A 26,390-nucleotide genomic window follows, 5' to 3' on the forward strand; every position below is an offset into this window, starting at 1 on the left:
CGAAAGCTTACGCCATCGGCATCCGAACTTCCGCCCGCTGGCCCGTTCGGGACTTCGCGTCGAGCCGGACGACACCGGTGCGGCCGATCCTCTTCGCAGCGCCGGCCTGCGCTATCCTGACGGCGCATCCGGCGCGCGACACGCGCCTGGCGGTCGTCGCCGGGACGACAGGAAGGGGCCCCGATCGACATCCTGCTCACGATGGTCGAGATCGCGGTGTTCGCGATCGCCGCCGCGCTCGCGCTGCGGGTGCTCGCGACGCGCGCAGTCCGGCGCGAGGCCACCGAACACCCGTTCGCGGCGTTCGCGCTCGCCGCTGCACTCGTCGGATGCGTCACCGCGCTCGCGTGGGTCGCCGTCGTGTCACCGCCGCTGCGCCACGTCGCCGCCGCGGCGACGTTCGTCCTGGTCTTCGTCGCGTGGTGGCGTTCCCGGGTCGACTACGGATCGGGGGTGCGCCAGCCGGCGGGTTCGCTCGGCCTCCGCGCATCGCTCGCGGCGATCGACGATCGGAGTTTCTACCGCGGAGAGGCCGCGCGGCACGGGCCGGTATTCAAGATGAGCCAGTTCGGTCGTCCGGTCGCCTGCGTCGTCGGACTGGAGCGCGCGCACCGGATCCTCGTCGACCACGCGGACGCCCTCGCGCCCGCGGTATTGCCGTACAACCGCCTGCTGTCGAAGGGCGTCCTGCGCTACATGACCGGCGCCGACCACAAGGCCGAGGCCCCGGCGTTTCGCGCGGCGTTCGCGAAGATGGACCTCGCCGGCGCGGAAGACACCCTGCGCGCCGACCTGCGCCGGGAGCTCGCGTCGCTCGCCGAGGAGTCGTCGCGCACGCCCGGAGGCTGCGCCGCCCGCCCGGCGTTCGAGCGCTGGGTCGTCGCCGCGATCGCCCGCGTGTTCATCGGCTTCGCGCCCGATGCCCCCCGCGTCGACGCCTTTCGACGCCGGGTCGCGCAACTCGTCCACCAGCGCCGCGGCGGCGCGCGCTGGCGCGCTACGCTGCAGGAGGGACTCGCGGGCGTCACGACCTTGCTGCGCGACGCCGACCGCGAACATCGCGCCGGTTCGGCCTCGATCGCCGGAGGGACCGCCCTCGCGCTGCTCGTGGCGTCGGACCCGGATTCGCTCGACCGGCCCGCGCGCGCGGAGAACCTCGCGATGATCGCGCGCGTCGCGTCCTCCGACCTCACCGGGCTCATGGACTGGATCGCGTGGTTCCTCGCCGGCGCACCCGCGTGGCGGGACGCGGTGTGCGCGCACGGCCGCACCGCCGGCGTCACGGGCGGTTCGCTGCCGCTCGACCCCGCGACGGCGATCGTGATGGAGACGTTGCGGCTCGAGCAGAGCGAGCACCTGTACCGGCGCACGGTGAAGCCGTTCGAGGTCGACGGCCGCGTGATTCCGGCCGGCTGGATCCTGCGCATCTGCGTGAACGAGTCGCACCGCGACCCGTCGATCTTCCCCGATCCGCACCGCTTCGACCCGTCGCGCTTCGTCGACCGCACGTACACGCGCCGCGAGTACTCGCCGTTCGGCGGCCACACGCACGGCTGCATGGGCGGCCATCTCGCGATCTTTCTCGGGCGGCTCCTGGTCGAGGAACTCGCGCTCGGCTACGACGTCGACGTCGTGCGGGACGGTCCGTTCGAACGGGCCAATCGCCACCGCGATCACTGGCATCCGAGTTCCGCGCGCCGGGTGGTGCTCAGGCCGCGCTTGGCCTCCACGCCGGTCCGCGAAACACCCGCCGTCACGGTCCCCTGAACCCTCGCGGCGCTCGGCGCCGAAGGGCCGCCGCGGAGCGAGCCGGTAGAATGGCCGGTCCGCCCGCGCCCGTCCGCCGTCCACGATGCTCACGTTCCAGCAAGTGATCCTGCGGCTCCAGGAATACTGGGGCTCGCGCGGCTGTGCGCTGCTGCAGCCTTACGACATGGAGGTCGGGGCCGGCACCTCGCACACCGCGACGTTCCTGCGCGCGCTCGGCCCCGAGCCGTGGCGCGCCGCCTACGTGCAGCCGTCGCGCCGCCCGAAGGACGGGCGCTACGGCGAGAATCCGAACCGCCTGTTCCAGCACCACCAGTTCCAGGTCGTGCTGAAGCCCTCGCCGCCGGACATCCTCGACCTCTACCTGGGCTCGCTCGTCGCGCTGGGCTTCGACCTCGCGCGAAACGACGTGCGCTTCGTCGAGGACGACTGGGAGAACCCGACGCTCGGTGCGTGGGGCCTGGGCTGGGAGGTGTGGCTGAACGGCATGGAGATCACGCAGTTCACCTATTTCCAGCAGGTCGGGAGCCTCGACTGCGACCCGATCACCGGCGAGATCACCTACGGCCTCGAGCGGATGAGCATGTACCTGCAGGACGTCGAATCGGTCTACGACCTCGCCTACACCGACACGATGAAGTACGGCGACGTGTTCCTGCAGAACGAGGTCGAGCAGACGACCTACGCGCTCGACGCCTCGGACGCGCAGAAGCTCTTCGGCCAGTTCGCGCTGTTCGAAGGCGAGGCGAAGCGCCTCCTCGCCGCGGCGTTGCCGCTCCCCGGCTACGAAATGATCCTGAAGGCGGCGCACACGTTCAACCTGCTCGACGCGCGCGGCGCGATCTCGGTCACCGAGCGCGCAGGCTACATCGGCCGCATCCGCGCGCTGTCGCGGCTCGTCGCGACCGCGTACCTCGACGCCCGGCGTCGCCTGGGCTTCCCGATGCTCCCGGAGCGCGAGCGCGCGGGCCTGCCGGAACGCTACGCGAAGGCGCAGGAAGCATGAATACCGCGCGTACGCTGCTGGTCGAACTCGTCACCGAGGAGTTGCCCCCCAAGGCGCTCGCCGCGCTCGGCGAAGCGTTCGCCCGCGAACTCGCGACCGGGCTCGTCCGGGCGGGATTCGCGCCGGAAGGCGCGCCGTTCGCGAGCTACGCGACGCCGCGGCGTCTCGCCGTGTCGATCCCCGAGGTCGCGCCGCGCTCGCCCGACCGGCCGTTCCGGCAGAAGGTGTTGCCGGTCACGGTCGCGTTCGGTGCCGACGGCGAGCCGACCGCCGCGCTCGACAAGAAGCTCGCCGCGCTCGGCCTGTCGATCGCGGACGTCGCATCGATGACGCGCGAGACCGACGGCAAAGCCGAAGCGCTGTTCCACACCGGCACGAAGCCGGGGCTCGCGCTCGCCCAAGGCCTGCAGGCCGCGCTCGACGACGCGATCGCGAAGCTCCCGATCCCGAAGGTGATGGGCTACTCGGCGGGCGGGTACTGGAACGACGAGAAGTTCGTGCGCCCGGCCCATGGCCTCGTCGCGCTCTTCGGCCCCGACATCGTGCCCGTCCGAGCGCTGGGTCTCGAAGCCGGGCGCACCACGCGCGGCCACCGGTTCCTGTCGCGCGGTGCGATCGAACTCGCCACCGCGGAGGCCTACGCGCCGACGCTCGAAGCCGAAGGGAAGGTGATCCCGTCGTTCGGCGCGCGCCGCGCCGCGATCGAGGGGGCTCTCGCCTCGGCCGCCCAGGGCGACCGCGTCGTGATGCCCGAAGCCTTGCTGGACGAGGTGACCTCGCTCGTCGAGTGGCCGGTGGTCTACGCGGGCACCTTCGACCCGGCGTTCCTCGCCGTGCCGCAGGAGTGCCTGATCCTGACGATGCAGCAGAACCAGAAGTACTTCGCGCTCACCGACGGGCAGGGGAAGATGCGCGCGCGCTTCCTCGTCGTGTCCAATCTCGCGACCCGCGACCCCTCCGCGATCGTCGCGGGCAACGAGCGCGTGCTGCGCGCGCGGCTCGCCGACGCGAAGTTCTTCTTCGACCAGGACCGCAAGGAGCCGCTGGAGGCGCGCCTGCCGAAGCTCGCGTCGGTCGTCTACCACCAGAAGCTCGGCACGCAGGGCGAACGCGTCGAGCGCCTGCGGGCCATCGCCCGGGCGTTCGCGCCCGCGCTGCGCGCCGATTCCGCGCTCGCCGACCGGGCCGCGCAACTCGTCAAGGCCGATCTCGTCACCGACATGGTCGGCGAGTTCCCGGAACTGCAGGGCACGATGGGGCGCCACTACGCGCAGCACGACGGCGAGGGTGCGGCGGTCGCCGACGCGATCGCGCAGCACTACTGGCCCCGATTCGCCGGCGACGCGCTGCCGGACGGCCCGGTCGCGCAGTCGGTCGCGCTCGCGGACAAGCTCGAGGCGCTCGCCGGGCTCTTCGGCATCGGCCAGGTGCCCACCGGCGATAAGGATCCGTTCGGATTGCGGCGCGCCGCGCTCGGCGCGATACGCATCCTGGTCGAGAAGAAGCTCGCGCTGCCGCTCGCCGACGCGATCGCGACGGCGTTCGACGCATTCGCCGCGGCGCCCGGGGTCACTCGCGCCTCCGCCGAGGTCGAGTCGTTCATCGTCGACCGGCTCCGCGGCTACCTGCGCGAGCTGGGTGGCAGCGCGAACCAGGTCGAGGCGCTGATCGCCCGCCGTCCGGCGACGCTCGCGTCGCTGCCCGAGCGGCTCGCCGCCGTGCAGGCGTTCGAAACGCTGCCGGAAGCCGCGGCGCTCGCCGCCGCCAACAAGCGCATCGTCAACATCCTGCGCAAGTCAGGCGCGGAAGCGGCGACCGTGGTCGATCGCGCGCGGCTCGCCGAGGGCGCCGAACACGACCTCTACGCCGCGTTCCAGGCGCTCGCGCCCTCGGTCGCCGCCCGCTGCGACGCCGGCGACTACGCCGGCGCGCTCGCGTCGCTCGCGTCCGCGAAGCCGGTCGTCGACCGTTACTTCGACGACGTGATGGTCATGGCCGAGGATCCGGCGGTGCGCGCGAACCGGCTCGCGCTGCTCTCGGGCGTGGCCGAGGCGATGAACCGGGTCGCGGATCTCTCGAAGTTGTAGCGTCGTTCGTGTCGGCACAGGGTGTTGCGCCCGCCGCGGCCGCGCCCGGCTCCGGAAGCCGCGTCCGCAAGCGGCGCTCGCCTTCGCCCCCGGTTTGTCGCTAGAGTTACGCCCGTGGTCCAGTTCGCCAACGAGACCGTCGCCCCGACGCGCACCGCGCGGCTGGTCATCCTCGACCGCGACGGCGTCATCAACCACGACAGCGACCAGTTCATCAAGTCGCCCGAGGAGTGGCGCCCGATTCCCGGCAGCCTCGAGGCGATCGCGCGCCTGACGCACGCGGGTTTCCGCGTCGCGGTGTGCACGAATCAGTCCGGCATCGGCCGCGGCTTGTTCGACATGGCGACGCTGAACGCGATCCACGACAAGATGCACCGCGCGCTCCTCCAGGTCGGCGGGCGCATCGACGCGGTGTTCTTCTGCCCGCACACCGCCGACGCGCGCTGCGAGTGCCGCAAGCCGCGGCCCGCGATGATGATCGAGGCGGGACGCCGCTTCGGCGTGGACCTCGCGACCGTGCCGTGCATCGGCGACAGCCTGCGCGACCTCCAGGCGGCCGACGCCGCGGGAGCGCAGCCGGTGCTGGTGCTGACCGGCAAGGGCGAGACGACGCTGCGCGACGGCGGCTTCCCGAAGGCCACGATGATCTGCCCCGACCTCGCGTTCGCGGTGTCGGCGCTCCTCGGCCGCGACTGACAGCCGGCGACGGGCCCCTTGTGAACGCGATCGAAACCCTCCGCGGCGCCGCCTTCCTCGCCTTCCAGGTCGTGGTCACGTCGGTCTACGCCGCGCTGATGCTCGCGACGTTCTGGCTGCCGCGGGTCGCCCGCTACCGGATCGCGGCGAACTGGTGCCGCGTCGTGCTGGCCGGCGCGCGCCGGATCTGCGGCGTGCGCTGGCGCGTCGACGGGACCGGGCGGCTGCCGACCACCCCGCACGTGGTGATGGCGAAGCACAGCTCGACCTGGGAGACGCTCGCGCTCAATCTCTACCTGCCGCCGCTCGCGTTCGTCGCCAAGAAGGAACTCCTGGGCATCCCGTTCTTCGGCTGGGGCTTCGCGCTCGCCTCGCCGATCACGATCGACCGCAGCCGCGGCACCGACGCGATGGAGCAGATCGTCACGCAGGGACGCGAGCGCTTCGCGCAGGGCTTCTGGATCGTCGTCTATCCGGAAGGCACGCGCATCCGCGCGGGCACGCGCGCCAAGTACAAGACCGGCGGGGCGCGGCTCGCGATCGCGCTGGATGTGCCGATCCTGCCGGTCGCGCACAATGCGGGCTGGCTGTGGCCGAAGGGGTCGCTCGGCAAGCGCGCCGGCGAAGTCACGATGGTGTTCGGAGAGCCGATCGCGTCGCGCGGCAAGGATGCCGCCGCGCTCACCGCGGAGGTCGAGGCGTGGATCGAAGCCGAAGTCGCAAGACTGGGCGCTCCGGGCTGACCGGACGCCCGTCGGGCGGCGCGAAGGGCGAGGGCGCCTCGCCGTCGCGCCGGATCGCGCTCGCCGGCCAGAGCGTCGACTACCGGCTGTTCCGCGCGCGGCGCCAGACGATCGGCATGGCGGTCGACCTCGACGGCCTGACGGTGCGCGCGCCGCGCTGGGTCACGCTGCGCGAGATCGAGGAGGCGCTGACCGAACGCGCGCTGTGGATCGTGCGCACGCTGGCCGAGTGGCGCTCGCGCCAGCGCGACGTGCTGCCGCGCGAATGGCGCACCGGTGCCCCGATCCTCTACCAGGGCGAGGAACTCCGGCTCGCGGTCTTTCCCTCGCGCACCACGCTCGTCCGGCCGGATCTCTTCGACCTCACGGTGCTGCACCCGGACGCGCACGACGAGCGCGCGGTCGCCGACACGGTGTCCCGGTGGCTGCGCGACGAGGCCGCCCGGCGCGTGCTGCCGCGCGTCGCCCACTACGCGCAGCACCTCCCCGCGGCGGTTCCGCCGGTCCGGCTGTCGAACGCGCGCAGCGAATGGGGAAGCTGCAACCACAAGGGCGAGATCCGCCTCAACTGGCGGCTGATCCAGCTCCCCCCGGCGCTCGCCGACTACGTGGTCGCGCACGAGGTCGCGCACCTGGTCGAACTCAACCACTCGCGCAAGTTCTGGGCGCTGGTCGAGTCGCTCCTCCCCGGCCACGACGCCCATCGCAAGGAACTCGAGGACTGGACGGCGCTGCTCGCGGCTTGACGCGCCCGACGCGCCGGAATACGCGGGCGAACCGGCATCGGCCCGGACGCTACGACCGCAGGTCCAGCGACACTTCGATCGCGGCCTGATCGCGCAGGATCGCGGCGAGCGCCGCGCCGAGTTCCCGGCCGCTGCGCGAGTCGCGCCAGCGGCCGTCCGCGGCGCGGAAGTGGAAGCCGCCGCTGCGCGCGGCCACCCACAGCTCGCGGTTCGGCGCGTGGCGGTTGACGATGACCTTGCTGCCGTCCTCGCAGGCGATCTCCAGGATGCCGTCGACGAGGCTCCAATCGAGGTCCGCGTCGGACGCATCGAGCGCGCGGTCGAGCGCCGCGCCGATCGCGGCGAGCGCGGCGTCCGCGGCGGCGAGGAAGGTCGCGTCCTCGCTCATGCGCGACCGATCGACATGGGGGTGCGTGCTACCATCGACGCCGATGGTACGCGATCGCAGCGGCGCCCGGTACGCGACGACGCGCCGCGTGGCGGCGCTCTCGCTGGTCGCCTGCGTCGCCCTCGCCGGATGCGGGATCAAGGGTCCGCTGAAGCGCGTCGATGCGGCCGCGACGCCTCCTGCCGCGGCCGCGACGCCACCGGCCCCCGCGCCGACGCCCGCACCACCCGCCGCCGCGACGCCGCCCGCGCCCGAGTCCCTGCCGTCCAAGCCGCGCCTCCCGTGAACGCCTTCGTCTTGCGCGACGGCGAACTGCACGCCGAGCGCGTCTCCCTCGCGTCGATCGCGGAGCAGTTCGGCACACCCTGCTTCGTGTACTCGCGCCGCGCGCTCGAGAGCGCATGGCGGGCGCTCGACGAGGCGCTCGCGAGCGTCCCGCACCTCGTCTGCTACGCGGTGAAGGCCAACTCGACCCTCGCGGTCCTCGACGTCTTCGCGCGGCTCGGGAGTGGCTTCGACATCGTGTCCGGCGGAGAACTCGCTCGGGTCGTCGCGGCGGGCGGCGATCCGGGCCGCACCGTGTTCTCCGGCGTCGGCAAGTCCGCCGCCGAGCTGCGAACCGCGCTCGACGCCGGCATCCTGTGCTTCAACGTCGAGTCGGAGGCGGAACTCGAGCGCCTCGATGCCCTCGCCCGCGAGCGCGGCGTCCGCGCTCCGCTGAGCCTGCGGGTCAATCCCGACGTCGATCCGCGGACCCACCCGTACATCTCGACCGGCCTCAAGGAGAGCAAGTTCGGGATTCCCCACGACGATGCGCTCCGCCTCTACCGGCGCGCCGCGGCGATGCCGGGCATCGCGATCCGCGGGATCGACATGCACATCGGCTCGCAGGTCACCGAACTCGGTCCGTACGAGGAGGCGGCCTCGAAGCTCCTCGGCCTCGCCGACCGGCTCGCGGCGGAAGGGATCGGACTCGACCACATCGACGTCGGCGGCGGACTGGGCGTGCGCTACCGGGACGAGACGCCGGTGCCGCCGGGCGACTACGCGGCGCTCCTCCGCCGCCTGTTCGCCGGGCGGCGCGAGACGCTCGTGCTCGAACCCGGGCGCTCGCTGGTCGCGAACGCCGGCGTGCTGGTCGCGCGCGTCGAGTACCTGAAGCGCGGTCCGGACAAGGGCTACGCGATCGTCGACGCGGCGATGAACGACCTGATCCGCCCCGCGCTCTACGACGCCTGGCACGCGGCCGAACCGGTCCGTCCGCACAGCGGCGCCGTCGCGCGCTGGGACCTCGTGGGCCCGGTGTGCGAGAGCGCGGACTTCCTCGCCCTCGACCGCGGACTCGCGCTCGCCCCCGGCGATCTCGTCGCGTTCCGGTCCGCCGGCGCGTACGCGATGGCGATGAGTTCGAACTACAACTCCCGTCCGCGGGCGGCGGAAGTGATGGTGGACGGCGATCGCGCGCACCTCGTGCGCCGGCGCGAGACGATCGCCGAATTGTTCGCCTCCGAAGCGCGCCTGCCGCGCTGATCGACGCAACCGGCGGGTGTGCGAATACGCAACACGCGCGTTCCGGCGCGCTAGCAGACGCGCGCGTTTCTTGCAAATCGTTGAAACTTGGCTAGAATGCAGGCAGCAGGTGCCATGGCTTTTGTCAAGAGGTCCGTGAACCGGACGACGCCTGCGGAGAAGTCACACATAACATCCAGCAACTCAGACAGGAGAACACGATGTTGGCAGACATGATGTCGATGATGGCGCCGGCGGCCGCGTCGCCCGCGCCGAAGAAACGCAAGGCGGCGAAGCGCAAGACGGCCAAGAAGGCGAAGAAGGCGGCCCCGAAGCGCAAGGCGAAGAAGGCCACGAAGAAGAAGGCCACCAAGCGCAAGGCCAAGAAGGCCACGAAGAAGAAGGCCACCAAGCGCAAGGCCACCAAGCGCAAGGCCAAGAAGGCCACGAAGAAGAAGGCCACCAAGCGCAAGGCCAAGAAGGCCACCAAGCGCAAGGGCAAGAGGAAGGCCGCGAAGAAGAAGTAAGGCCTCAGGGCCGAAGAAGTCCGCCGCAAGCGTGCCGCGGACCCACGGAAACGGGCGATGCCGATGCATCGCCCGTTTCGTTTCCGGAAGTCGACGCGCCGGTGGGCACGCTCAGCGAGTGTGGCTGCGCCCTGCCGGCGCGTGGTGAGCCGCTGTCGTGGTGCCCCCGCCGCCCGACGCGCTCGCGATGCCGTGGGTGCTGGCAGGCTTGGCGGAAGCACGCTTCGGCGCCTTGCCGCCGGTCACCACGTCGGAGGTCACGCGCAAGCGCTGCCCGATCTTCACGCCGCTCTGCGCCATCCCGTTCCAGCGCCGCAGGTCGTCGGTGGTCACCTGGTAGCGGCGAGCGATCGTGCTCAACGACTCACCCCGCCTGACCGTGTGGTAGAAGGTCCGGCCCGAGGGCACGGTCGTGAACACCGTGTTCACGAGCGAGTCGACCGTCGCGTCCGACGGACGCTGCGCCGGCACCAGCAGCGCGTGGCCGGCCGGCAGCGTCGTCCTCTTGCCGAGACCGTTCACCGCGCGCAGCGACTCGGGAGGCAGGTCGAACCGGGCGGCGACCTGCGACACCGTCTCGCCGGGCTTGGTTCGGTAGGCCTGCCAGCTCACGAGCGGTTGCTGTGACAACTCGAGCTTGGCCGCGAACATCTCGGCGCGGTCGATCGGCAGCAGGATCGACTGCTCGTCGCCGCCGGCGATGACCGGCCGGTTGTGCTGCGGATTGAGGGTCAGGAACTCGTCGACCGACATCTCGGCCAAGTCGGCCGCGACCTTGACGTCCATCTTCCGCGTGGTCTTCACGATCGTGAAGTAGGGCGAGTCCGGAACGTCGGCGAGCACGAGCCCGTACTTCTCCGGGTCGCGGACGATGTTCTTCACCGCCTGGAGCTTCGGCAGGTAGTTCCGCGTCTCCGCAGGCATCTTGAGCGAGGCGTAGTCGGCCGGCTTGCCCTGCGCCTTGTTCTTCGCGACCGCCTTCGCGACGTTGCCCTCGCCCCAGTTGTAGCCGGCGAGCGCGAGCTGCCAGTCGTCGAAGTCCTCGTGGATCTTCGCGAGGTAGTCGAGCGCCGAGTCGGTCGCCGCCACGATGTCGCGCCGCGAATCGACCCAGAAGTTCTGGTCGAGGCCGTAGTGCCTGCCGGTCGACGGGATGAACTGCCAGATGCCGGCGGCGCGCGCCCGCGAATACGCGTTCGGGTTCATCGCGCTCTCGATCATCGGCAGGAGCGCGAGGTCGAGCGGCATCTGACGCGATTCGATCTCGCTCACGATGTGGTAGAGGTAGCGGCGCGACCGGTCGACGATGCGCGAGACGTAGTCGGGGCGGTCGGCGTAGAACTGCTCCCACTTCGCGACCAGCGGGTCGTCGACGAGATCGGGGATCGCGTAGCCCTTCACGATGCGCTCCCACAGGCTCGCCGCGGGCGGCGGCAGCGGTTCGAGTTCGGCGCCCGCAGCGGCGGGGAACGGGTCGGCGACGGCGAGCGTCGGGGGCAGCGAGGGGAGTCTCGAGACCGCCGACGCAGGCACGGGCGGCGGCAGCGGAGGTGGCAGCGGCGCTTCGGGCGGCGTCCCGGTCGTGGCGCAACCGGCGAGCGCGAGGACACAGCAGAGGGTCGTCAGTCGTCGTCGCAAGCCTGCTCTCCCCGGGGCGACGCGTAACCCCGTGCCCGGCACGCGATGTTAGGCGCCCCCCGGGCGAGGCGCAACCCGACGCTGTCCGACACTGCCGCGGTCAGGACGCGTTCTTCCACTCGCGCAACGCCGCGAACACCGCGACGTCGTCGGCGAGCGGGTGACCCGATCGCGCCTCGGCGATGGCCCGGACCTGCGGTTCGCGGGCGCGCAGGAACGGATTGGTCGCGCGCTCCTCGGCGATGGTCGAGGGGAGCGTCGGCAGGCCGCGCTCGCGCTTCGCGCCCTCGCGCGCGATGCGCTCGGCGATCGCCGGACGCTGCGGCTCGACCGCGGCGGCGAAGCGCAGGTTCGCGAGCGTGTACTCGTGCCCGCAGCACACGCGCGTGTCGCCGGGCAGCGCCGCGAGGGCGCAGAGCGACGCCCACATCTGCCCGGGCGTGCCTTCGAACACCCGCCCGCAGCCGGCCGCGAACAGCGTGTCGCCGCAGAACACGATCGGGCCGCCCCACGCTTCGCCGCGCCCGACGAACGCGACGTGGCCGGCGGTGTGCCCCGGGATGTCGAGCACGTCGAGCGCCAGCGCGAGACCGGGCAATTCGACCCGGTCGCCTTCGCCGACCGCGAGTGTGCGGCCGGGGATGGCCTCGCGCGCGGGACCGATCACCGGCACCGGCGCGTCCCGCAGGAGGTCGACGATGCCTCCGGTGTGATCGCGATGGTGGTGGGTGACGAGGATCGCGGCGAGCGCCGCGCCTTCGCGCTCCAGCCATTCGCGCACCGGGGCGGCGTCGCCCGGATCGACGACCGCCGCCCGGCCGCCGTCGCGGATCGCCCACACATAGTTGTCCGTGAAGGCGGGCAACGGGATAATCTGCGGCATGGACGCATCTTCGGAGGGCGCGGCCGGCATGTCAACGACGCTCGCCGACTGGTTCGCCACCCCGCTCGGTCACTATCTTCGCGGGCGCGAGCAGGCGTATTTCGACCAGACGGTCGCCGACATCTTCGGCTACTACGCGATCCAGATCGGCCTCCCCGAGTACCCGACGCTCGGAGAGTCGCGCATACCGTCGCGCTACACGCTCGACTACGACCCGCCCGCCGAACTCGTCGCCGACCCGCACGCGCTCCCGTTCGCCGAGAACACGGTCGACTTGGTCGTGATGCCCCACGCGCTGGAGTTCACCGACGACCCGCACCTGATGCTGCGCGAGGCCTGGCGCGTGATGCGGCCCGAGGGCCAGATCGTGATCGCCGGCTTCAATCCGTTCTCGCTCTACGGTGCGAAGCGCTATTTCGGCCGCGAGCAGACGCCGCCGTGGAACGGCAACTTCATCGGCCTGTGGCGCCTCAAGGACTGGCTCGCGCTGCTCGGGTTCGACGTGGTCGGCGGCCGCCTCGACGGCTACGCGCCGCCGTTCGCGAGCGAGCGCTGGCTGCAGCGTTTCGCCTGGCTCGAGAAGGCGGGCGACCGCTGGTGGCCGATCGCCGGCGGCGTGTACTTCCTCCGCGCGACGAAGAAGGTCGCGGGCATGCGCATGATCACGCCGGCGTGGGAGCGCCGCGAGCGGCGCAAGAAGGCGCTCGCCCCCGCCGCGCGCGCGAAGGAAAGCCTCACCGCCGGGCGTCACGTCCCATGACGGGGGCGGGCGGCGTCGTCGTCTACACCGACGGTGCATGCAAGGGGAACCCCGGCCCGGGCGGCTGGGGCGCGCTCCTGATCGCGGGCGACCGCGAGAAGGAGTTGTGCGGCGGCGAGCCCGCGACGACGAACAACCGCATGGAACTGACGGCGGTGATCCGCGCGCTGGAAGCGCTGAAGTCCCCGTGCGAGGTCGATCTCCACACCGATTCGCAGTACGTGAAGAACGGGATCGAGACCTGGATCCACGGCTGGAAGCGCAACGGCTGGAAGACCGCCGACCGCAAGCCGGTGAAGAATGCCGACCTGTGGCGCGAACTCGAAGCGCTCGCGTCGCGCCACCACGTCCGCTGGCACTGGGTCAAGGGGCACGCGGGCGACGCCGGCAACCAGCGCGCCGACGCGCTCGCGAACCGCGGCGTGCCCGCGCGCTGAAACCGCGCGCCGCGGCGGAAGCTATTTGCGGACGAGTTCGCCGGACTCGCAGTCGACGCGCCGGAACGGATAGATCACCTTGTGCTCCTTGCCCTGCGCGGTGCCGGCCACCTCGACGTAGAGCCATCCCTCGCTGCCGCGCCGATAGGTGATCCGCGACGGGAAATCGTTGCCGGCGACGGTGAAGTCGAACAGATCGTCGCCGCGCTCCTTGTCCTTCGTCGTCGACGTGAGCTTGAACGCGGCCTCCGGCTTGCCCTTCGGCGCCGCGACGTAGTAGACGCCGTCGGGACGCTGTTCGAGCCGCAGGTATTCGTAGCTGATGACCTTGTCCGGATAGGCCATGCGGCTCACGCCGACCATCATGTCGCCGCGCAGCGGGTGCCAGTACTCGCGGAACTCGTGGCGGTTGACCTCGCCCCACCAGCAGCCGGAGAGCCACGCGAGCGGTCCGAGCGGACCTTCGGGCGGCGTCGCCGGCACCGCGGGCGGCGCGCTGCTCCTCTGCGAAGGGGCGGCTCTCGCGGCGCCGCGCGCACCGCTCTTCGCGGCGTCCGAGGGTGCGGAGGGGGCGGCGGCGTCCTTCGCCGCGCCCTTCGCTTCCGATGGGGATCGCGGGGCGGCAGGGGCTTCGGCCGGCGAGGAAGGCGCAGGGGCTTGCGCGAATGCCAGGCACGACGAGAGGAGGCCGAGCGCGAGCCGGCACGCGTTCCGCGCGCCAATGGTGTATCGGGTGGGGGGCATGATCATTGCGGCCGCGAAAGCGGCAGGTTCAGGAGGAGGTTCTGCGGCTTGAGCCGCAGGCGGCGGCGTTCATCGATCGCCATCGCGAGGTAGACCGGTCGGCCCGCGATCGCCGCGCGCATGTCGGTCGGCCGGACGAAATCGAGGCGGAACAGCGCCAGCAGGCGCTCCATGCGCTCGTCGTCGACCTCGACCTGATTGTACAGGTCGTTCAGGAGGCTCGTGGCCTGCGCGTCGAGGCCGACGTGCCATACCCAGCGGTCGTCCTCGATCCGGCGTTCCGGCACGATCGTCACCTCGACGTCGAGAAAGTGGCGCACCCATCGCTCCAGCACGCGACACAGGGCGTCGAGCGCGGCCTGGCCCCGGTTCAGGCTGATCGACAGGTCGTGGCGCTCGTCGCGGCGCCAGTATTCGTCGGCGTTGTCGCGCGAGAGCACGTCGAGGTCGACGGTGCGCATCGGGGTCTGGTTGGACGCGAGGAGTTCGCCGAGGTTCCCGAACCCGCCGGTCGTCGCGTACAGCTCGACGATCGACTCGTCGGCCGCCATCACCGCGCCGTCCTCGAGGACGGCCACGGTCTGGGTGCGGAACAGCATCTCGGCCGCCCGCGCCTCGATCGGATCCACGCGATCGCCCAGGATGTGGCGCAGCAGCACCTGCGTGAGTTCGTGGACGAACTGCGGCGGGACGTCGACCCCGTCGCCCCGGAAGAGCTGCAGGTACGCGGCCTCGAGCGACGGCGCCGCGACGAGGCGGTCGCGGAACCGGAGCCAGATGCGGTAGTTCTCGCGCCCGTCGTCGTCGCGCAGCGCGGAGATCTCGCGTTCGGCGACCGCTCGTCGCGGATTCGCGACGAGCGATTCGTGCAGCGTGCGTTCGGCGTCGCAGGACTCGGACAGCGGCACAAGCTCCGGGCGGAGCAGGTAGCCGCGCAGGAACGCGTCGGTGACGGTGAGCCGGCGGTCCGCGCCGACGGTCAGATGGCGGTAGCCGCAGGACGGCCAGAAATCCCGGGCCGCCGGATCGTCCCGCTCACCCACCCAGCATCGCCTTCTTGAGGTCGTCCTGCGCGGGTTTCTCGCCCAGCCACACCTTCGTCAGCGCGGCGTTGAACGCCTCGCCGGGAATCGACGCCTTCGCCTGGCCGTTGAGGCCGATGTGCGTCGCCCCGTTCGCGAAGTCGATCGCGACGACGTCCTTCTCCTTCACGTCGCCGAACCCCTTCATCGTCGCGACCATCTGCTCCTGCTGCGCCTTCACGGCGGCGAGCTCCGCGTCGCTGTTGTTCGCCTTGAGGCCGTCCACCAGCGCGTCGACGAGCTGGTCGGGCGTGAGGTTGCGCAGCAGCGTCATCTGGATACGCCGCGGCGCCTTCGCGAGCACCTCGGGAAGCGTGCGCGCCTTCGCCGGCAGGTAGAGTGCGCCGACGTAGACCTTGAACACCACGCGCGTGCGCACGCCCGCGCCGTTCAGCACCAGATCCGTGCCGGCGACGACCGCCTTGTCGGGGATCGTCACGCCGCCGACCTCCATCGCGCCCACGCCCGCGCTCCACGCAAGCGACGCCGCCGCCACCCAGCCGATCCCGATTCCGCGCATCGCCCCTCCCTGCACCGCAATCCCGGTTCACAGCCGCTCGAAGATGCCGGCGGCGCCCATACCCGTTCCCACGCACATCGTGACCATGCCGTAGCGGCCACTGGTTCGTTTCAGCCCATGCAGGATCGTCGCCGTGCGGATCGCCCCGGTCGCGCCGAGCGGATGGCCGAGGGCGATCGCCCCGCCCGTCGGATTCACCTTCGCCGGATCGAGACCGAGGTCGCCGATCACCGCGAGGCTCTGCGCGGCGAAGGCCTCGTTCAACTCGATCCAGTCGAGGTCCTGCGACCGGAGTCCGGCGAGCGCGAGCGCCTTCGGAATCGCCGCGATCGGTCCGACGCCCATGATCTCGGGCGGCACGCCCGCCACCGCGAACGCGACGAAGCGCGCGACCGGCACGAGGCCGTGCGTCCGGCACGCGGCTTCCGACGCCACGATCACCGCGCCCGCGCCGTCGGAGGTCTGCGAACTGTTGCCCGCCGTCACCGAGCCCTTCGCCGCGAACACCGGGCGGAGCTTCGCGAGCACCTCCGCGCTCGTGTCGGCGCGCGGGCCCTCGTCGCGCGCGACGACCTTGTCGTGGACGCTCGCGCGGCCGCCCTCGGCCGGCCGGTGCTCGTGCACGGTCAGCGGCGCGATCTCGGCGTCGAACGCGCCGGCGGCCTGCGCCGCGATCGCGCGCCGGTGCGACTCCAGAGCGAACGCGTCCTGCGCCTCGCGCGAGACCTTCCAGCGCTCGGCGACCTTCTCGGCGGTGAGTCCCATCCCGTACGCGATGCCGAGGTTCTCGTCCCCTGCGAACACGTCGAGGTTGAGCGCGAGGCGGCCGAGCATCGGGATCATGCTCATGCTCTCGGTCCCCGCGGCGATCACGATCTCGGACTCGCCGGTGCGGATGCGGTCGGCGGCGATCGACAACGCGTTCAGGCCCGACGAGCAGAAGCGGTTGACCGTCATGCCCGGCACGGACTTCGGCAGTCCCGCGAGCAGCAGGCCGATGCGCGCGACGTTCATGCCCTGCTCGTATTCGGGCATCGCGCAGCCGACGACGACGTCGTCGACCGCCTTCGCGTCGAGCGACGGCGCACGCGAGAGCACGCTCCGCAACACGTGCGCGAGCATCGTGTCCGGCCGCGTCGTGCGCAAGGCGCCGCGCGGCGCCTTGCCGACCGGCGTTCGCGCCGTGGCGACGATGAAGGCGTCCCGCAAGGTCCCGGCCATGGCGTCAGTTCCGCAGCGGCTTGCCGGTGGCGAGCGTGTGTGCGATGCGCGCCTGCGTGCGGGCATCCTGCGCGAGCCGCATGAACTCGGCGCGCTCGAGGTCGACGAGCCAGCCTTCGTCGACGGTGGTCCCGGCATCGACCTCGCCCCCGCACAGCACGCGCGCGATCGCGCGCCCGACGACGAAATCGTAGGCGGAGACGAAACCTCCGTCGCGCAGGTTGACGAGCATCATCTCGAGGGTGGCGATGCCGGTGCGGCCGGCGACCGGAATCGCCCGCGGCGCGAGCGGAGGCCGGTAGGACGCGTCGGCGAGCGAACGCGCCTGCCCGATCGCGACGTGCAGGATCTCGTGCGGATGCATCGTCACGACGTCGGCGGGGCGCAGGAACCCCAGCGCCTTCGCCTCGATCGCGCTCTTCGCCACCGTCGCCTGCGCGATGGTCTGGAACGCCGCGCGCAGGAAAGGAAAATGGTCGGCCTGGCCGCCGGTCGGCGCGTGCTTCACGGCCTCGGCCGCGCGCAGCGCGAACTCCTTCGTGCCGCCGCCGCCCGGCAGCAGGCCCACGCCTGCTTCGACGAGTCCCGGGTACGACTCGAACGCCGCGACCGCGCGGTCGCAGTGCAGGATGAACTCGCAGGATCCGCCGAGCGCCATGCCGCGAACCGCCGCGACCGTCGGCACGAGGCTGTAACGCAGCGCGAGCGAGGTCCGCTGGAACTGCGCGACGACCGCCTCGACCTCGTTCCAGCGGCCGGAGGTCACGGCCGGCGCGAGCGCCGAGAGATCGGCTCCGAACGAGAACGGCTCGGAGTCCTGCCAGATCACCAGTCCGGCGAAGCCCCGCTCCGCCTCGCCCAGCGCGCGCTCCAGGCCGTCGAGCACCGCGGGGCTCACCGTGTGCCGCTTGGTCTTGAACGACACGATCGCGACCTCGCGCCCGAGATGCCACATGCGCAGCGCATCGGTCTCGAACACCGTGGTGCCGCGGTCGAAACGCTCGCCCAGCACCGCATCGGGGAAGCATTGCCGGCGGTAGACCGGCAGCGTCGAGCGCGGAACGAAGCGTTCGCCCGACGCCGACCACGCGCCTTCGCGCGTGTGCACGCCCTTCGCGGCACTCACCGGTCCGCCGCGTACCCACGCGGGCAGCGGGGCCTGCGACAGCGCGCGCCCGGCGGCGACGTCCGCGGTGATCGCGGACGCCACCTCGTCCCAGCCCGCGGCCTGCCAGGTCTCGAACGGCCCCATCGTCCAGCCGAAGCCCCAGCGGATCGCGAGATCGACGTCGCGCGCGTTGTCGGCGATCGAGGCGAGGTGGAACGCCGCGTAGTGGAACGTGTCGCGGAAGATCGACCACAGCAGCTCGGCCTCTCGGTGGGGTGAGGCGCGAAGCTTCGCGAACCGCTCGCCCGGCGCCTCGATCGCGAGGATCGCGGAGACCTCCGGCGCGATCTCGCCTGCGCTCGGCCGATAGTCGCCCGAGGCCGCATCGAGCACCTCGACCTCGCGAGCGCGCTTGCGGTAGAAGCCCGCCCCCGTCTTCTGGCCGAGCGCGCCCTTCGCGACCAGCGCCGCGACCACCGGCGGCAGGTCGAAGTGCGGGTGCCAGGGGTCGTCGGGGAGCGTGTCGCGCATCGTCCCGACCACGTGCGCGAGCGTGTCGAGTCCGACCACGTCGGCCGTGCGGAACGTCGCGCTCTTCGCGCGACCGATCGAAGGTCCGGTGAGCGCGTCGACCGTGTCGAAGCCCAGTCGCAGGCGAGCGGTGTGGATCATCGTCGCGAGCACCGAGAACACGCCGATGCGGTTGGCGACGAAATTCGGCGTGTCCTTCGCCCGGATCACGCCCTTGCCGAGCGTCGAGGTGAGGAAGGTTTCGAGCGCGTCGAGGAGCGCCGGCTCGGTCGCGGGCGCGGCGACCAGTTCGACCAGCGGCATGTAGCGCGGCGGATTGAAGAAATGGATGCCGCAGAAGCGCTGCCGGCGCCCGGGCGGCAGCGACTGCGCGAGCGCGGCGAGCGACAGGCCCGAGGTGTTCGACGCGAGCACCGCGTCCGGCGCGAGGTGCGGCACGACCTTCGCGTAGAGGTCGCGCTTCCAGTCGAGCCGCTCGGCGATCGCCTCGATCACGAGGTCGCAGGAGGCGAGCTTCGCAAGGTCGCTTCCGTATTCGGCCGCGTCGATCGAGCGGGCGAGATCCTTCGTCGCGAGCGGCGCCGGCGCGAGCTTCGCGAGGCCGTCGATCGAGCGCTCGACGATGCCGAGCGGATCGCCTTCCTTCGCCGGCAGGTCGAAGAGGACGACCGGCACGCCGGCGTTGACGAAGTGCGCGGCGATCTGCGCGCCCATCACGCCGGCGCCCAGCACGGCTGCGCGGCGGACGATGAAGGGGGATTCGACGGGGGACATGCGCAAGTCGCGCGCGGGCCTCGAAGCCGCGGTGAATGTGTAGCGTACCGCAGAAATGCGCGGGCCGGCGCGAGGCCGGCCCGCATGCATTCCTGCGGCCCCGGTCAGAACGTGTAGGTCGCCTGCAGCGAGAAGATCGTCACGTTGGCGTCGTAGCTGCCGGACACGAGCCCGTTCGCGGCCTGATTCCCGGCGGCCTCGTGGATCGACGCATCGCGCACCCAGATGTAGCTGAAGCCCGCGTCGAACTTGAGGTTGTTCGAATGCTTGTACTGCGCGCCGAGCGCGAGCCACCAGCGGTCGTCGTCGGGCAGGCGCACGGTCCGGAACGCCGACTGCACCGGCGACTGGTCCCACGCGACGCCGCCGCGGAACTTCCACCGGTCGTTCATCCGGTAGTTGGCGCCGGCCGAGATCCGCCACGCATCGTCGAAGTTCTCGGGCGTGTTCTGCAGCACCACGCCGTCGTTGCGCACGAACTTGAGTTCCTGGATCGACGACCAGCCGGTCCACTGGACGTCGGCCATCACGTCCCAGCGGTCGTTGATCCGCGAGAAGATCGACGCATTGACGATCGCCGGCAGCGTGATGTCGGAGGTGACGCCGCTGTTGTAGAGCTGGGTGGAGTTGATCGCCGCGGTGAGCGCACCGACGACCGGCGCGAGTTCCGGCGGCACGGTCGGCGTCGGATTGTCGAAGCTCGCGTTGCCCGAGACCTTGTACTTGATCTCGGAGCGGTAGGACGCCCCGAACTGCGTGTTCTTCGTGAGGTCGACCAGCACGCCCAGGTTCCAGCCCCAGGCGCTGTCGTCGCCGGTGATGTTCGCGCTCGTGTCGAGGCCCGGCGTCGCGGCGATGACCTGCGGCACGACCGCGGGCGGGATCAAGCCGTTGGCCGCCGACATCTGCGCCGCGGTGGCGATCGCGCCCGAGTAGTTGACCCGGCTCGTGAACTCCGCGTCGACCTTCTGCCAGTTGGCGCCGACGCCGATCGCGAAGTTGTCGGTCGGCTTCCACGAGATCGCCGGATTGACGTTGATCGTCTTCACGTCCGACTTGATGCCCTGGTAGCGGCCGAGCCAGTCGCTGTCGTATTCGGTCACGAGGCCGAACGGCGCGTTGACGCCGAGGCCGAACACCCACTGCTTGTTGATCGGGACGGCGATGTACATGTTGGGCACGAACGCGGTGCTTCCCGCGTCGCCGCCGTCGCCGCCGAGCGGCTGGTTGAACGCGGGCAGCGAGCCGTCGTTGCGGAACTTCATCGACGGCGTGATGATGTGGAGCGCGCCCGCGGCTTCGATCGACATGCGCTTCGAGAGCGTCGCGGCGTTCGACCACATCGAGGACGCGTCCTCGGTGACGGCGGCGCCGCCGGCGAACGCGTTGCCGAGGCCGCTGCCGCTGTTCTCCTGCAGCGCGAACCCGGCGCCGAGCGCCGGTCCGGCCGCGAGCGCGAACACGGACGCGACGGCGGCGGCGACACGGCGGGACCGGAAGGTCGGGGTGGTCATGGTGCGGGCTCTCCTCTCTGTCGGCGGGACGTGGCCGTCCCGCGCTCGGTGGGCGTCATCGTGCGGGCGGGTGTCGCAAACGAGTCGCATGTGCGTTCCGGCAGGACCGGGGGCGCAAGGCAGGCGAATCGACTATACACGGGGGCATCACGGCGGGCATGGTGCGGCGCATCATCACCCGGGGATCGGTCTCGGCCGGCGGTCCTCGCCCACCGCGACGTAGGTGAGCGAAGCCTCCGTCACCTTGACGGTGACGAGTTCGGTCGGATTGCGCTGCGCGTACACCTCGACGTCGACGGTCAGCGAGGTTCGCCCGACGCGCGCGATCACGCCGTAGAACGACACGACGTCGCCGACGAGCACCGGCTGCTTGAACGTGAACGAGTTCACCGCGACGGTGGCGACTCGCCCCAGGGCACGTCGCGCGGCGAGGACGCCGCCGACGATGTCGACCTGCGACATGATCCAGCCGCCGAAGATGTCGCCGTGCTGGTTGACGTCGGCCGGCATCGGCACGACGCGCAGCACCGGCTCGCGGTCGGGCAGGACGACGCTCACGCCGCTCGCGCCCGCGTCACAGCAGCTCCTTGCGCGCGACCTCGCGCAGTTCGCGCCGCAGGATCTTGCCGACGTTCGACTTCGGCAGTTCGTCGCGGAACATGACCTCGCGCGGGCACTTGTATCCGGTCAGGTGGTCGCGGCAGTACTTCATCACGTCGGCCGCGGTCAGCGCGGGATCCTTCTTCACGACGTACAGGCGCACGGCCTCGCCCGACTTCTTGTCCGGCACGCCGACCGCCGCGCATTCGAGCACGCCCGGGTGCTGCGCGACGACGCCCTCGATCTCGTTCGGGTACACGTTGAAGCCGGACACGAGGATCATGTCCTTCTTGCGGTCGACGATGCGGATGAAGCCGCGCTCGTCCATGATGCCGATGTCGCCGGTCATGAAGTAGCCGTCTTGCGTCATCACCTTGGCGGTTTCGTCGGGCCGGTTCCAGTAGCCCGCCATCACCTGCGGCCCCTCGATGCAGATCTCGCCGGGGGAGCCGAGCGGGACGTCCTTGCCCGCGTCGTCGCGCAGCACGATCGACGTCGACGGAATCGGCAGTCCGATCGATCCGTTGTACGCGGTGAGGTTCAGCGGATTGATCGTCGCCGCCGGCGAGGTCTCGGTGAGGCCGTAGGCCTCGATCAGCGGGACGCCGGTCACCTCCTTCCAGCGCTGCGCGACCGCCTCCTGCACCGCCATGCCGCCGCCCAGCACGAGGCGCAGCGACTTGAACGAGAGCCGCGCGAAGTTCGGGTTGTTGACGAGCGCGTTGAACAGCGTGTTGACGCCGGTGAACGCGGTGAACGGCACCTTGCGCAGCGTCTTCACGAACCCCGGGATGTCGCGCGGGTTCGGGATCAGCAGGTTCTCCGCGCCCAGCGTCATGAACACGAGGCAGTTCGCGGTGAGCGAGAAGATGTGGTAGAGCGGCAGCGGCGTGACGATGATCTCGCGCTGGTTCGGATCGAGCACCGGCGAGACCCAGGCGCGCGCCTGCAGCAGGTTCGCGATGATGTTGCGGTTGAGCAGCATCGCGCCCTTCGCGACGCCGGTCGTGCCGCCGGTGTACTGCAGGAACGCGATGTCGTCGTGTCCGATCGCGACGCGCTGCAGCGTGCGCCGGCGGCCTTCCGAGAGCACGTCCGACAGGTGGACGGTATCGGCGATCGACCAGGGCTTCACCATCTTCTTCACGCGCCGCACGACGAAGTTGACCAGCACGCCCTTCATGCCGAGCAGCTCGCCCATCGACGTGACGATCACGTGCTTCACCTTGGTCTTCTTCACGACCTCGGCGAGCGTGTGCGCGAAGTTCTCGAGCACGACGATCACTTCGGCGCCCGAGTCGACCAGCTGGTGCTCGAGTTCGCGCGCCGTGTAGAGCGGGTTGACGTTGACGACGGTCGCGCCCGCGCGGAGCGTCCCGAACAGGCAGACCGGGTACTGCAGGATGTTGGGCATCATCAGCGCGACGCGCGTGCCCTTGCCGCCGCCGATGCCCTGCAGCCAGGCGCCGAACGCCGCCGACAGCGTGTCGAGTTCGGCGAAGCTGATCGACTTGCCCATGCAGGTGAAGCTCGGTCGCGAGGCGAAGCGGGCGACGCTCTCGTCGAAGACGTCGCGCACCGACGCGTACTCGCCGACGTCGATCTCCGCCGGAACGCCGGGCGGATACTGCTTGAGCCAGATCTTGTCCACGTCTCCTCCCGGACCCGGCGTCGCGATCGACCGCCACGGTCGCCTGGGTCGCGTTGCGCGCGACGGCGGGCCGCCGTCACGATGGCGGCACGATCCTACACCGGAATCGCGCCGCGACTGGGGTCCGCCCTAGCTGGTCTGACCGCCTTTCGCCGGCGGGTCCTGGGCATAGTGCAGCGGTCCTCCGCGAAACGGCGCGAAACCGGTGCCGAAGATCGCCCCGGCGTCCACCAGGTCCGCGTCCGCGACGATGCCGTCGGCGAGCGCCGCGCGTGCCTCGGCGACGTACGGCCCGACCAGGCGCTCGGCGAGCCCTGCGGGGACCATGCCTGCGGCGCCCTTCACCGGCTTGCCGGCCTCCCAGCGGTAGTAGCCCTGACCGGTCTTCTTCCCGAGTTCGCCCGCATCCACGTGCCGCATGAGTTCGCGCGGCGGGACGGCCTCGCCGCCGAGGAGCTTGCCGACCGCGACGCAGATGTCGAGGCCGACGGTGTCGGCGAGTTCGATCGGACCCATCGGCATCCCGAACGCGAGCGCGGCTTCGTCGACGGTCTCGCGCGCGATGCCCTCGTCGACCGCGCGCATCGCGGCCATCAGGTAGGGCGCGAGCACGCGGTTCACGAGGAAGCCGGGTGCGCTTCGCACCGGCAGCGGCAGCTTGTCGATCCGGCGCACGAACGCGGCGGCCGGCGCGACCAGGTCGGGCCGCGTCGTGGTTCCGACGACGATTTCGACCAGCATCATGCTCTTCACCGGGTTGAAGAAGTGCAGCCCGATGAGGCGCGACGGATCGGCGAGCGCCGAGGCGATCGATTCGAGCGGTATCGACGAGGTGTTGGTCGCGAGGATCGCGCCGGGCTTCGCCTTCTTCTCCAGCGCGGAGAACACCGAGCGCTTCGCGTCGACGTTCTCGAAGATCGCCTCGACGATCACGTCCGCGCGCGCCGCGCCCTCGCCGGCCACGTCGGGAATCAGGCGGTCCATCGCGTCGCGGACGCGCCGCGGGTCCTTCAGCCGCTCGCCGTAGAGCTTCGCCGCGCGCGCGATCGCCGGGGCGATCCGCTCGGGCGCCTGGTCCTGCAGCGTCACGGTGAGCCCGCGCAGCGCGCACCACGCCGCGATGTCGCCGCCCATCGTGCCGGCCCCGACCACGTGGACGTGCGCAGCGGCGGCGGCGTCGGATGCCTTGCCCAGGGCCTTCAGCCGCTCCTGCAGCTTGTACACGCGAATCAGGTTCGCGGCCGTCGGCGAGCGCACGAGCGTGACGATGCTCGCCGGATCGCCGGCCGGCGGCGCGAGCGCGTTGCCGTCGAAGCGCTTGAACAGTTCGAGGATCGCCCAGGGCGCCGGATAGTGCTCGCGGCGCGCGCGCTTGCCGACCTCCTTCGCCGCCTGCGAGGCAATGAGCCGCCGCGCGATCGGATTCAGCGTGAGTTCGAGCGCGAACGGCAGCTTGCGCGGCGGGGGCAGCGCGGCGAGCACGCCGCGCGCGGTGTTCTCCATGATGCGCAGCGGCACCGCCTCGTCGACCAGCCCGAGCTTCTTCGCGCGGCGCGCGTCGATCGTCCTGCCCGAGAGCATCAGGTCGAGCGCGGCGGGCGCGCCGACGACGCGCGGCAGCCGCTTGATGCCGCCCCAGCCGGGCACGATGCCGAGCAGCACCTCGGGGAGCCCCATGCGCGTGCCCGGCTCGTCGATCGCGACGCGGTAGCGGCAGGCGAGCGCGAGTTCGAGCCCGCCGCCGAGGCAGAAGCCGCGCACGAGCGCGAGCGTCGGATAGGACACCGCGGCCAGCCGCTCGAACGTGTCCCACCCGCGTTTCACCAGCGCGACCGCGCCCGCCTCGGTGGCGATCGCGCCGAACTCGTCGATGTCCGCGCCGGCGATGAAGCCGCTCGCCTTGGCGGAGCGGATCAGGAGCGCGCGCGGCTTCTCCCGGTCGAGGAGGTCGAGCGCGAGATTGAACTCCGCCATGGCCTCGGCCGACAGCGTGTTGGCGCTCGCGTCGGCCTGGTCGAACGCGAGCACCGCGAGGCCGTCGGCTTCGCGCGTGAGCTTCCAGTGCCGCAGTTCGGCCTTCGGCGCAGGCATTCGCACGAGGGTCGCTTCCAGATCGATCGTCTCGGCCATGGTCAATGTTCCTCAACCGCGGCCGCCGACGGCGCGGCGTCGCCCACCCGTTCCACCAGCATCGCGCCGCCCAGCCCGCCGCCGATGCAGATCGCCGCCATGCCGCGCCTGCCGCCGGTGCGCTCGAGCGTCTCCAGCACGTGCAGCACGATGCGCGTGCCCGACGCCCCGACCGGGTGGCCGAGCGCGATCGCGCCGCCGTCGGCGTTGAGCTTCGCGCGGTCGAGCGTGCCCATCGCGCCGGGCAATCCGAGTTCGGTGCGGCAGTAGTCGTCGCTCTCCCAGGCCGCGAGGCACGCGAGCACCTGCGCCGAGAACGCCTCGTTGATCTCCCACGCGTCGACGTCGTTCAGGCCGAGAGCGTGGCGCGCGAGGATCGGCGTCGCCGCATGCACCGGCCCCAGTCCCATCTGCGCCGGATCGAGCCCCGCCCACTGCGAATCGACGATCCGGCCGCGCGGCGAAAGCCCGTGCTCGTCGACGGCGCGCTGCGAGGCCACCACGACCCAGGCGCCGCCGTCGGTGACCTGCGAACTGTTGCCGGCAGTCACGTTCCCGTACTTGCGGTCGAAGAACGGCTTGAGCTTCGCCAGGTTCTCGGGCGTCGAGTCCTCGCGCACGCCGTCGTCCGCCGCGTAGACCTTGCCGGACCGGTCGTAGAGCGGCACGAGTTCGCGCGCGAAGTGCCCGGCGGCCTGCGCGGCGAGCACCTTGCGGTGGCTCTCCGCGGCGAACGCATCCATCTGCGCGCGCGTGATGCCGAAGCGACAGGCGAGGTTCTCCGCGGTCTGGCCCATCAGGAGCCCGACGACCGGGTCGGTGAGCCCCTTCATGAGGCCGATCACCGGCGCGAGGAACTGCGGCCGGAACTTCGCGACCAGCGCCGCGCGCTCGCCCACCGACTTCGCCGCGTACCAGTTGGAGAGCCACAGCACCATCGCGTCGTTGAAGAGGAGCGGCGCGCGCGACAGCGCGTCGACGCCGCCGGCGAGCACGAGGTTCGAGCGGCCGGTGCGGATCTGCGCGATCGCCGAGTCGATCGCCTGCATGCCCGACGCGCAGTTGCGCATCACCGTCCACGCCGGCACTTTCTTGCCGCACCCCATCCGCAGGGCGGCGACGCGGCCGATGTTGACCTCGTCGGGCGAGGGCGCCGCGCAGCCGAGGATGACTTCGTCGAGGGCGTCCGGCGCGAAACGCCGGCGCAGGAGCAGCGCGCGCCCGGCGTCGGTCGCGAGGTCGGACGCGGCGAACGGACCCGGACGGTTGCGGGCCTTGAGGAACGGCGTGCGCGCGCCGTCGACGAGGTAGACCGGTTCGTTCCGCAT

24 protein-coding genes are annotated in these 26,390 nt (G+C 71.2%); 11 read left to right on the forward strand and 13 right to left on the reverse strand.

Annotation, left to right across the window (positions count from 1 at the left end):
- Positions 1 to 201: 201 nt before the first annotated feature.
- The 6 genes from HS109_11430 to HS109_11455 all read left to right on the forward strand — a co-directional run bounded on the left by HS109_11430 (position 202) and on the right by HS109_11455 (position 7,045).
- A complete protein-coding gene (locus HS109_11430) occupies positions 202 to 1,767 on the forward strand; it encodes a cytochrome P450 (protein MBE7522982.1) in 1,566 nt (521 codons plus the stop codon).
- An 85-nt stretch (positions 1,768 to 1,852) separates the two neighbouring features.
- Complete coding sequence (locus HS109_11435) at positions 1,853 to 2,773, forward strand: glycine--tRNA ligase subunit alpha (GenBank protein MBE7522983.1); 921 nt, start codon at positions 1,853 to 1,855, stop codon at positions 2,771 to 2,773.
- Positions 2,770 to 4,860 (forward strand): glycine--tRNA ligase subunit beta, encoded by a 2,091-nt coding sequence (locus HS109_11440; GenBank protein ID MBE7522984.1) that lies wholly within the window; start codon positions 2,770 to 2,772, stop codon positions 4,858 to 4,860. The genes HS109_11435 and HS109_11440 overlap by 4 nt, the downstream gene beginning before the upstream one ends.
- A gap of 114 nt (positions 4,861 to 4,974) precedes the next feature.
- Entirely contained in the window at positions 4,975 to 5,556 is a 582-nt protein-coding gene (gene gmhB / locus HS109_11445; GenBank protein MBE7522985.1) for a D-glycero-beta-D-manno-heptose 1,7-bisphosphate 7-phosphatase, read from the forward strand.
- Between the two features lie 98 nt (positions 5,557 to 5,654).
- Entirely contained in the window at positions 5,655 to 6,299 is a 645-nt protein-coding gene (locus tag HS109_11450) for a 1-acyl-sn-glycerol-3-phosphate acyltransferase (protein MBE7522986.1), read from the forward strand.
- Entirely contained in the window at positions 6,257 to 7,045 is a 789-nt protein-coding gene (locus HS109_11455; protein MBE7522987.1) for a M48 family metallopeptidase, read from the forward strand. The genes HS109_11450 and HS109_11455 overlap by 43 nt, the downstream gene beginning before the upstream one ends.
- 49 nt (positions 7,046 to 7,094) lie before the next feature.
- On the opposite strand, the gene cyaY is transcribed toward HS109_11455, so the two are convergent.
- Positions 7,095 to 7,433: an iron donor protein CyaY gene (gene cyaY, locus HS109_11460; protein ID MBE7522988.1), complete on the reverse strand. Its 339-nt coding sequence runs from the start codon at positions 7,431 to 7,433 to the stop codon at positions 7,095 to 7,097.
- A gap of 43 nt (positions 7,434 to 7,476) precedes the next feature.
- Between cyaY and HS109_11465 the strand changes: the two genes are divergently transcribed.
- The 3 genes from HS109_11465 (at position 7,477) to HS109_11475 (ending at position 9,469) form a co-directional block, all read left to right on the forward strand.
- A complete protein-coding gene (locus tag HS109_11465) occupies positions 7,477 to 7,719 on the forward strand; it encodes a hypothetical protein (GenBank protein ID MBE7522989.1) in 243 nt (80 codons plus the stop codon).
- A complete protein-coding gene (lysA, locus tag HS109_11470) occupies positions 7,716 to 8,963 on the forward strand; it encodes a diaminopimelate decarboxylase (protein MBE7522990.1) in 1,248 nt (415 codons plus the stop codon). Before HS109_11465 ends, lysA begins: the two co-directional genes overlap by 4 nt.
- A 200-nt stretch (positions 8,964 to 9,163) precedes the next feature.
- The gene (locus HS109_11475; GenBank protein ID MBE7522991.1) at positions 9,164 to 9,469 is read left to right on the forward strand and encodes a hypothetical protein; all 306 of its coding nucleotides are present in this window, start codon (positions 9,164 to 9,166) and stop codon (positions 9,467 to 9,469) included.
- A 111-nt stretch (positions 9,470 to 9,580) separates the two neighbouring features.
- Here the strand turns inward: HS109_11475 and HS109_11480 are convergent, their stop codons facing one another.
- The gene (locus HS109_11480; GenBank protein ID MBE7522992.1) at positions 9,581 to 11,107 is read right to left on the reverse strand and encodes a transglycosylase SLT domain-containing protein; all 1,527 of its coding nucleotides are present in this window, start codon (positions 11,105 to 11,107) and stop codon (positions 9,581 to 9,583) included.
- Between the two features lie 100 nt (positions 11,108 to 11,207).
- Positions 11,208 to 11,990 carry a hydroxyacylglutathione hydrolase gene (gloB, locus tag HS109_11485; GenBank protein MBE7522993.1) on the reverse strand — a complete coding sequence of 261 codons (783 nt, stop codon included), beginning with the start codon at positions 11,988 to 11,990 and terminating at the stop codon, positions 11,208 to 11,210.
- Between the two features lie 28 nt (positions 11,991 to 12,018).
- On the opposite strand from gloB, the gene HS109_11490 reads away from it, so the two are divergent.
- Together HS109_11490 and rnhA are read left to right on the forward strand one after the other, a co-directional pair.
- Positions 12,019 to 12,750 (forward strand): class I SAM-dependent methyltransferase, encoded by a 732-nt coding sequence (locus HS109_11490; protein ID MBE7522994.1) that lies wholly within the window; start codon positions 12,019 to 12,021, stop codon positions 12,748 to 12,750.
- A complete protein-coding gene (gene rnhA / locus HS109_11495) occupies positions 12,747 to 13,187 on the forward strand; it encodes a ribonuclease HI (protein ID MBE7522995.1) in 441 nt (146 codons plus the stop codon). Before HS109_11490 ends, rnhA begins: the two co-directional genes overlap by 4 nt.
- A gap of 21 nt (positions 13,188 to 13,208) precedes the next feature.
- Here the strand turns inward: rnhA and HS109_11500 are convergent, their stop codons facing one another.
- From HS109_11500 to HS109_11545, 10 genes are all read right to left on the reverse strand, one after another.
- Positions 13,209 to 13,670, reverse strand: a complete 462-nt coding sequence (locus HS109_11500; protein ID MBE7522996.1) for a hypothetical protein — start codon at positions 13,668 to 13,670, stop codon at positions 13,209 to 13,211.
- 263 nt (positions 13,671 to 13,933) lie between these two features.
- Complete coding sequence (locus tag HS109_11505) at positions 13,934 to 14,974, reverse strand: hypothetical protein (protein ID MBE7522997.1); 1,041 nt, start codon at positions 14,972 to 14,974, stop codon at positions 13,934 to 13,936.
- Positions 14,967 to 15,533, reverse strand: a complete 567-nt coding sequence (locus HS109_11510; GenBank protein MBE7522998.1) for a chalcone isomerase family protein — start codon at positions 15,531 to 15,533, stop codon at positions 14,967 to 14,969. The genes HS109_11505 and HS109_11510 overlap by 8 nt, the downstream gene beginning before the upstream one ends.
- A 27-nt stretch (positions 15,534 to 15,560) precedes the next feature.
- A complete protein-coding gene (locus HS109_11515) occupies positions 15,561 to 16,754 on the reverse strand; it encodes an acetyl-CoA C-acyltransferase (GenBank protein MBE7522999.1) in 1,194 nt (397 codons plus the stop codon).
- Between the two features lie 4 nt (positions 16,755 to 16,758).
- A complete protein-coding gene (locus HS109_11520; protein ID MBE7523000.1) occupies positions 16,759 to 19,167 on the reverse strand; it encodes a 3-hydroxyacyl-CoA dehydrogenase/enoyl-CoA hydratase family protein in 2,409 nt (802 codons plus the stop codon).
- Positions 19,168 to 19,271: 104 nt separating this feature from the next.
- Positions 19,272 to 20,681, reverse strand: coding sequence for an outer membrane protein transport protein (locus HS109_11525; protein ID MBE7523001.1), 1,410 nt, complete (start codon positions 20,679 to 20,681; stop codon positions 19,272 to 19,274).
- 174 nt (positions 20,682 to 20,855) lie between these two features.
- Entirely contained in the window at positions 20,856 to 21,191 is a 336-nt protein-coding gene (locus HS109_11530) for an acyl-CoA thioesterase (GenBank protein ID MBE7523002.1), read from the reverse strand.
- Positions 21,192 to 21,255: 64 nt separating this feature from the next.
- Entirely contained in the window at positions 21,256 to 22,932 is a 1,677-nt protein-coding gene (locus tag HS109_11535; GenBank protein ID MBE7523003.1) for a long-chain-fatty-acid--CoA ligase, read from the reverse strand.
- Positions 22,933 to 23,061: 129 nt separating this feature from the next.
- Complete coding sequence (locus HS109_11540; GenBank protein ID MBE7523004.1) at positions 23,062 to 25,023, reverse strand: enoyl-CoA hydratase/isomerase family protein; 1,962 nt, start codon at positions 25,021 to 25,023, stop codon at positions 23,062 to 23,064.
- A gap of 41 nt (positions 25,024 to 25,064) precedes the next feature.
- On the reverse strand, positions 25,065 to 26,390 hold the full coding sequence (locus HS109_11545; protein ID MBE7523005.1) for an acetyl-CoA C-acetyltransferase: 1,326 nt from the start codon (positions 26,388 to 26,390) through the stop codon (positions 25,065 to 25,067).

This window comes from Burkholderiales bacterium (assembly GCA_015075645.1).
Taxonomy (GTDB): Bacteria; Pseudomonadota; Gammaproteobacteria; order Burkholderiales; family Casimicrobiaceae; genus VBCG01.

Excerpts from the sequence above, each read along its gene's own strand:
- cyaY (MBE7522988.1), bottom strand. The coding sequence starts at position 7,433 with ATGAGCGAGGACGCGACCTTCCTCGCCGCCGCGGACGCCGCGCTCGCC.
- HS109_11430 (MBE7522982.1), top strand. The coding sequence starts at position 202 with ATGGTCGAGATCGCGGTGTTCGCGATCGCCGCCGCGCTCGCGCTGCGG.
- HS109_11545 (MBE7523005.1), bottom strand. The coding sequence starts at position 26,390 with ATGCGGAACGAACCGGTCTACCTCGTCGACGGCGCGCGCACGCCGTTC.
- HS109_11440 (MBE7522984.1), top strand. The coding sequence starts at position 2,770 with ATGAATACCGCGCGTACGCTGCTGGTCGAACTCGTCACCGAGGAGTTG.
- HS109_11525 (MBE7523001.1), bottom strand. The coding sequence starts at position 20,681 with ATGACCACCCCGACCTTCCGGTCCCGCCGTGTCGCCGCCGCCGTCGCG.
- HS109_11540 (MBE7523004.1), bottom strand. The coding sequence starts at position 25,023 with ATGCCTGCGCCGAAGGCCGAACTGCGGCACTGGAAGCTCACGCGCGAA.
- HS109_11530 (MBE7523002.1), bottom strand. The coding sequence starts at position 21,191 with ATGCCGGCCGACGTCAACCAGCACGGCGACATCTTCGGCGGCTGGATC.
- HS109_11515 (MBE7522999.1), bottom strand. The coding sequence starts at position 16,754 with ATGGCCGGGACCTTGCGGGACGCCTTCATCGTCGCCACGGCGCGAACG.
- HS109_11435 (MBE7522983.1), top strand. The coding sequence starts at position 1,853 with ATGCTCACGTTCCAGCAAGTGATCCTGCGGCTCCAGGAATACTGGGGC.
- rnhA (MBE7522995.1), top strand. The coding sequence starts at position 12,747 with ATGACGGGGGCGGGCGGCGTCGTCGTCTACACCGACGGTGCATGCAAG.
- HS109_11490 (MBE7522994.1), top strand. The coding sequence starts at position 12,019 with ATGTCAACGACGCTCGCCGACTGGTTCGCCACCCCGCTCGGTCACTAT.
- HS109_11510 (MBE7522998.1), bottom strand. The coding sequence starts at position 15,533 with ATGCGCGGAATCGGGATCGGCTGGGTGGCGGCGGCGTCGCTTGCGTGG.
- gloB (MBE7522993.1), bottom strand. The coding sequence starts at position 11,990 with ATGCCGCAGATTATCCCGTTGCCCGCCTTCACGGACAACTATGTGTGG.
- HS109_11475 (MBE7522991.1), top strand. The coding sequence starts at position 9,164 with ATGTTGGCAGACATGATGTCGATGATGGCGCCGGCGGCCGCGTCGCCC.
- HS109_11465 (MBE7522989.1), top strand. The coding sequence starts at position 7,477 with ATGGTACGCGATCGCAGCGGCGCCCGGTACGCGACGACGCGCCGCGTG.
- HS109_11450 (MBE7522986.1), top strand. The coding sequence starts at position 5,655 with ATGCTCGCGACGTTCTGGCTGCCGCGGGTCGCCCGCTACCGGATCGCG.
- HS109_11520 (MBE7523000.1), bottom strand. The coding sequence starts at position 19,167 with ATGTCCCCCGTCGAATCCCCCTTCATCGTCCGCCGCGCAGCCGTGCTG.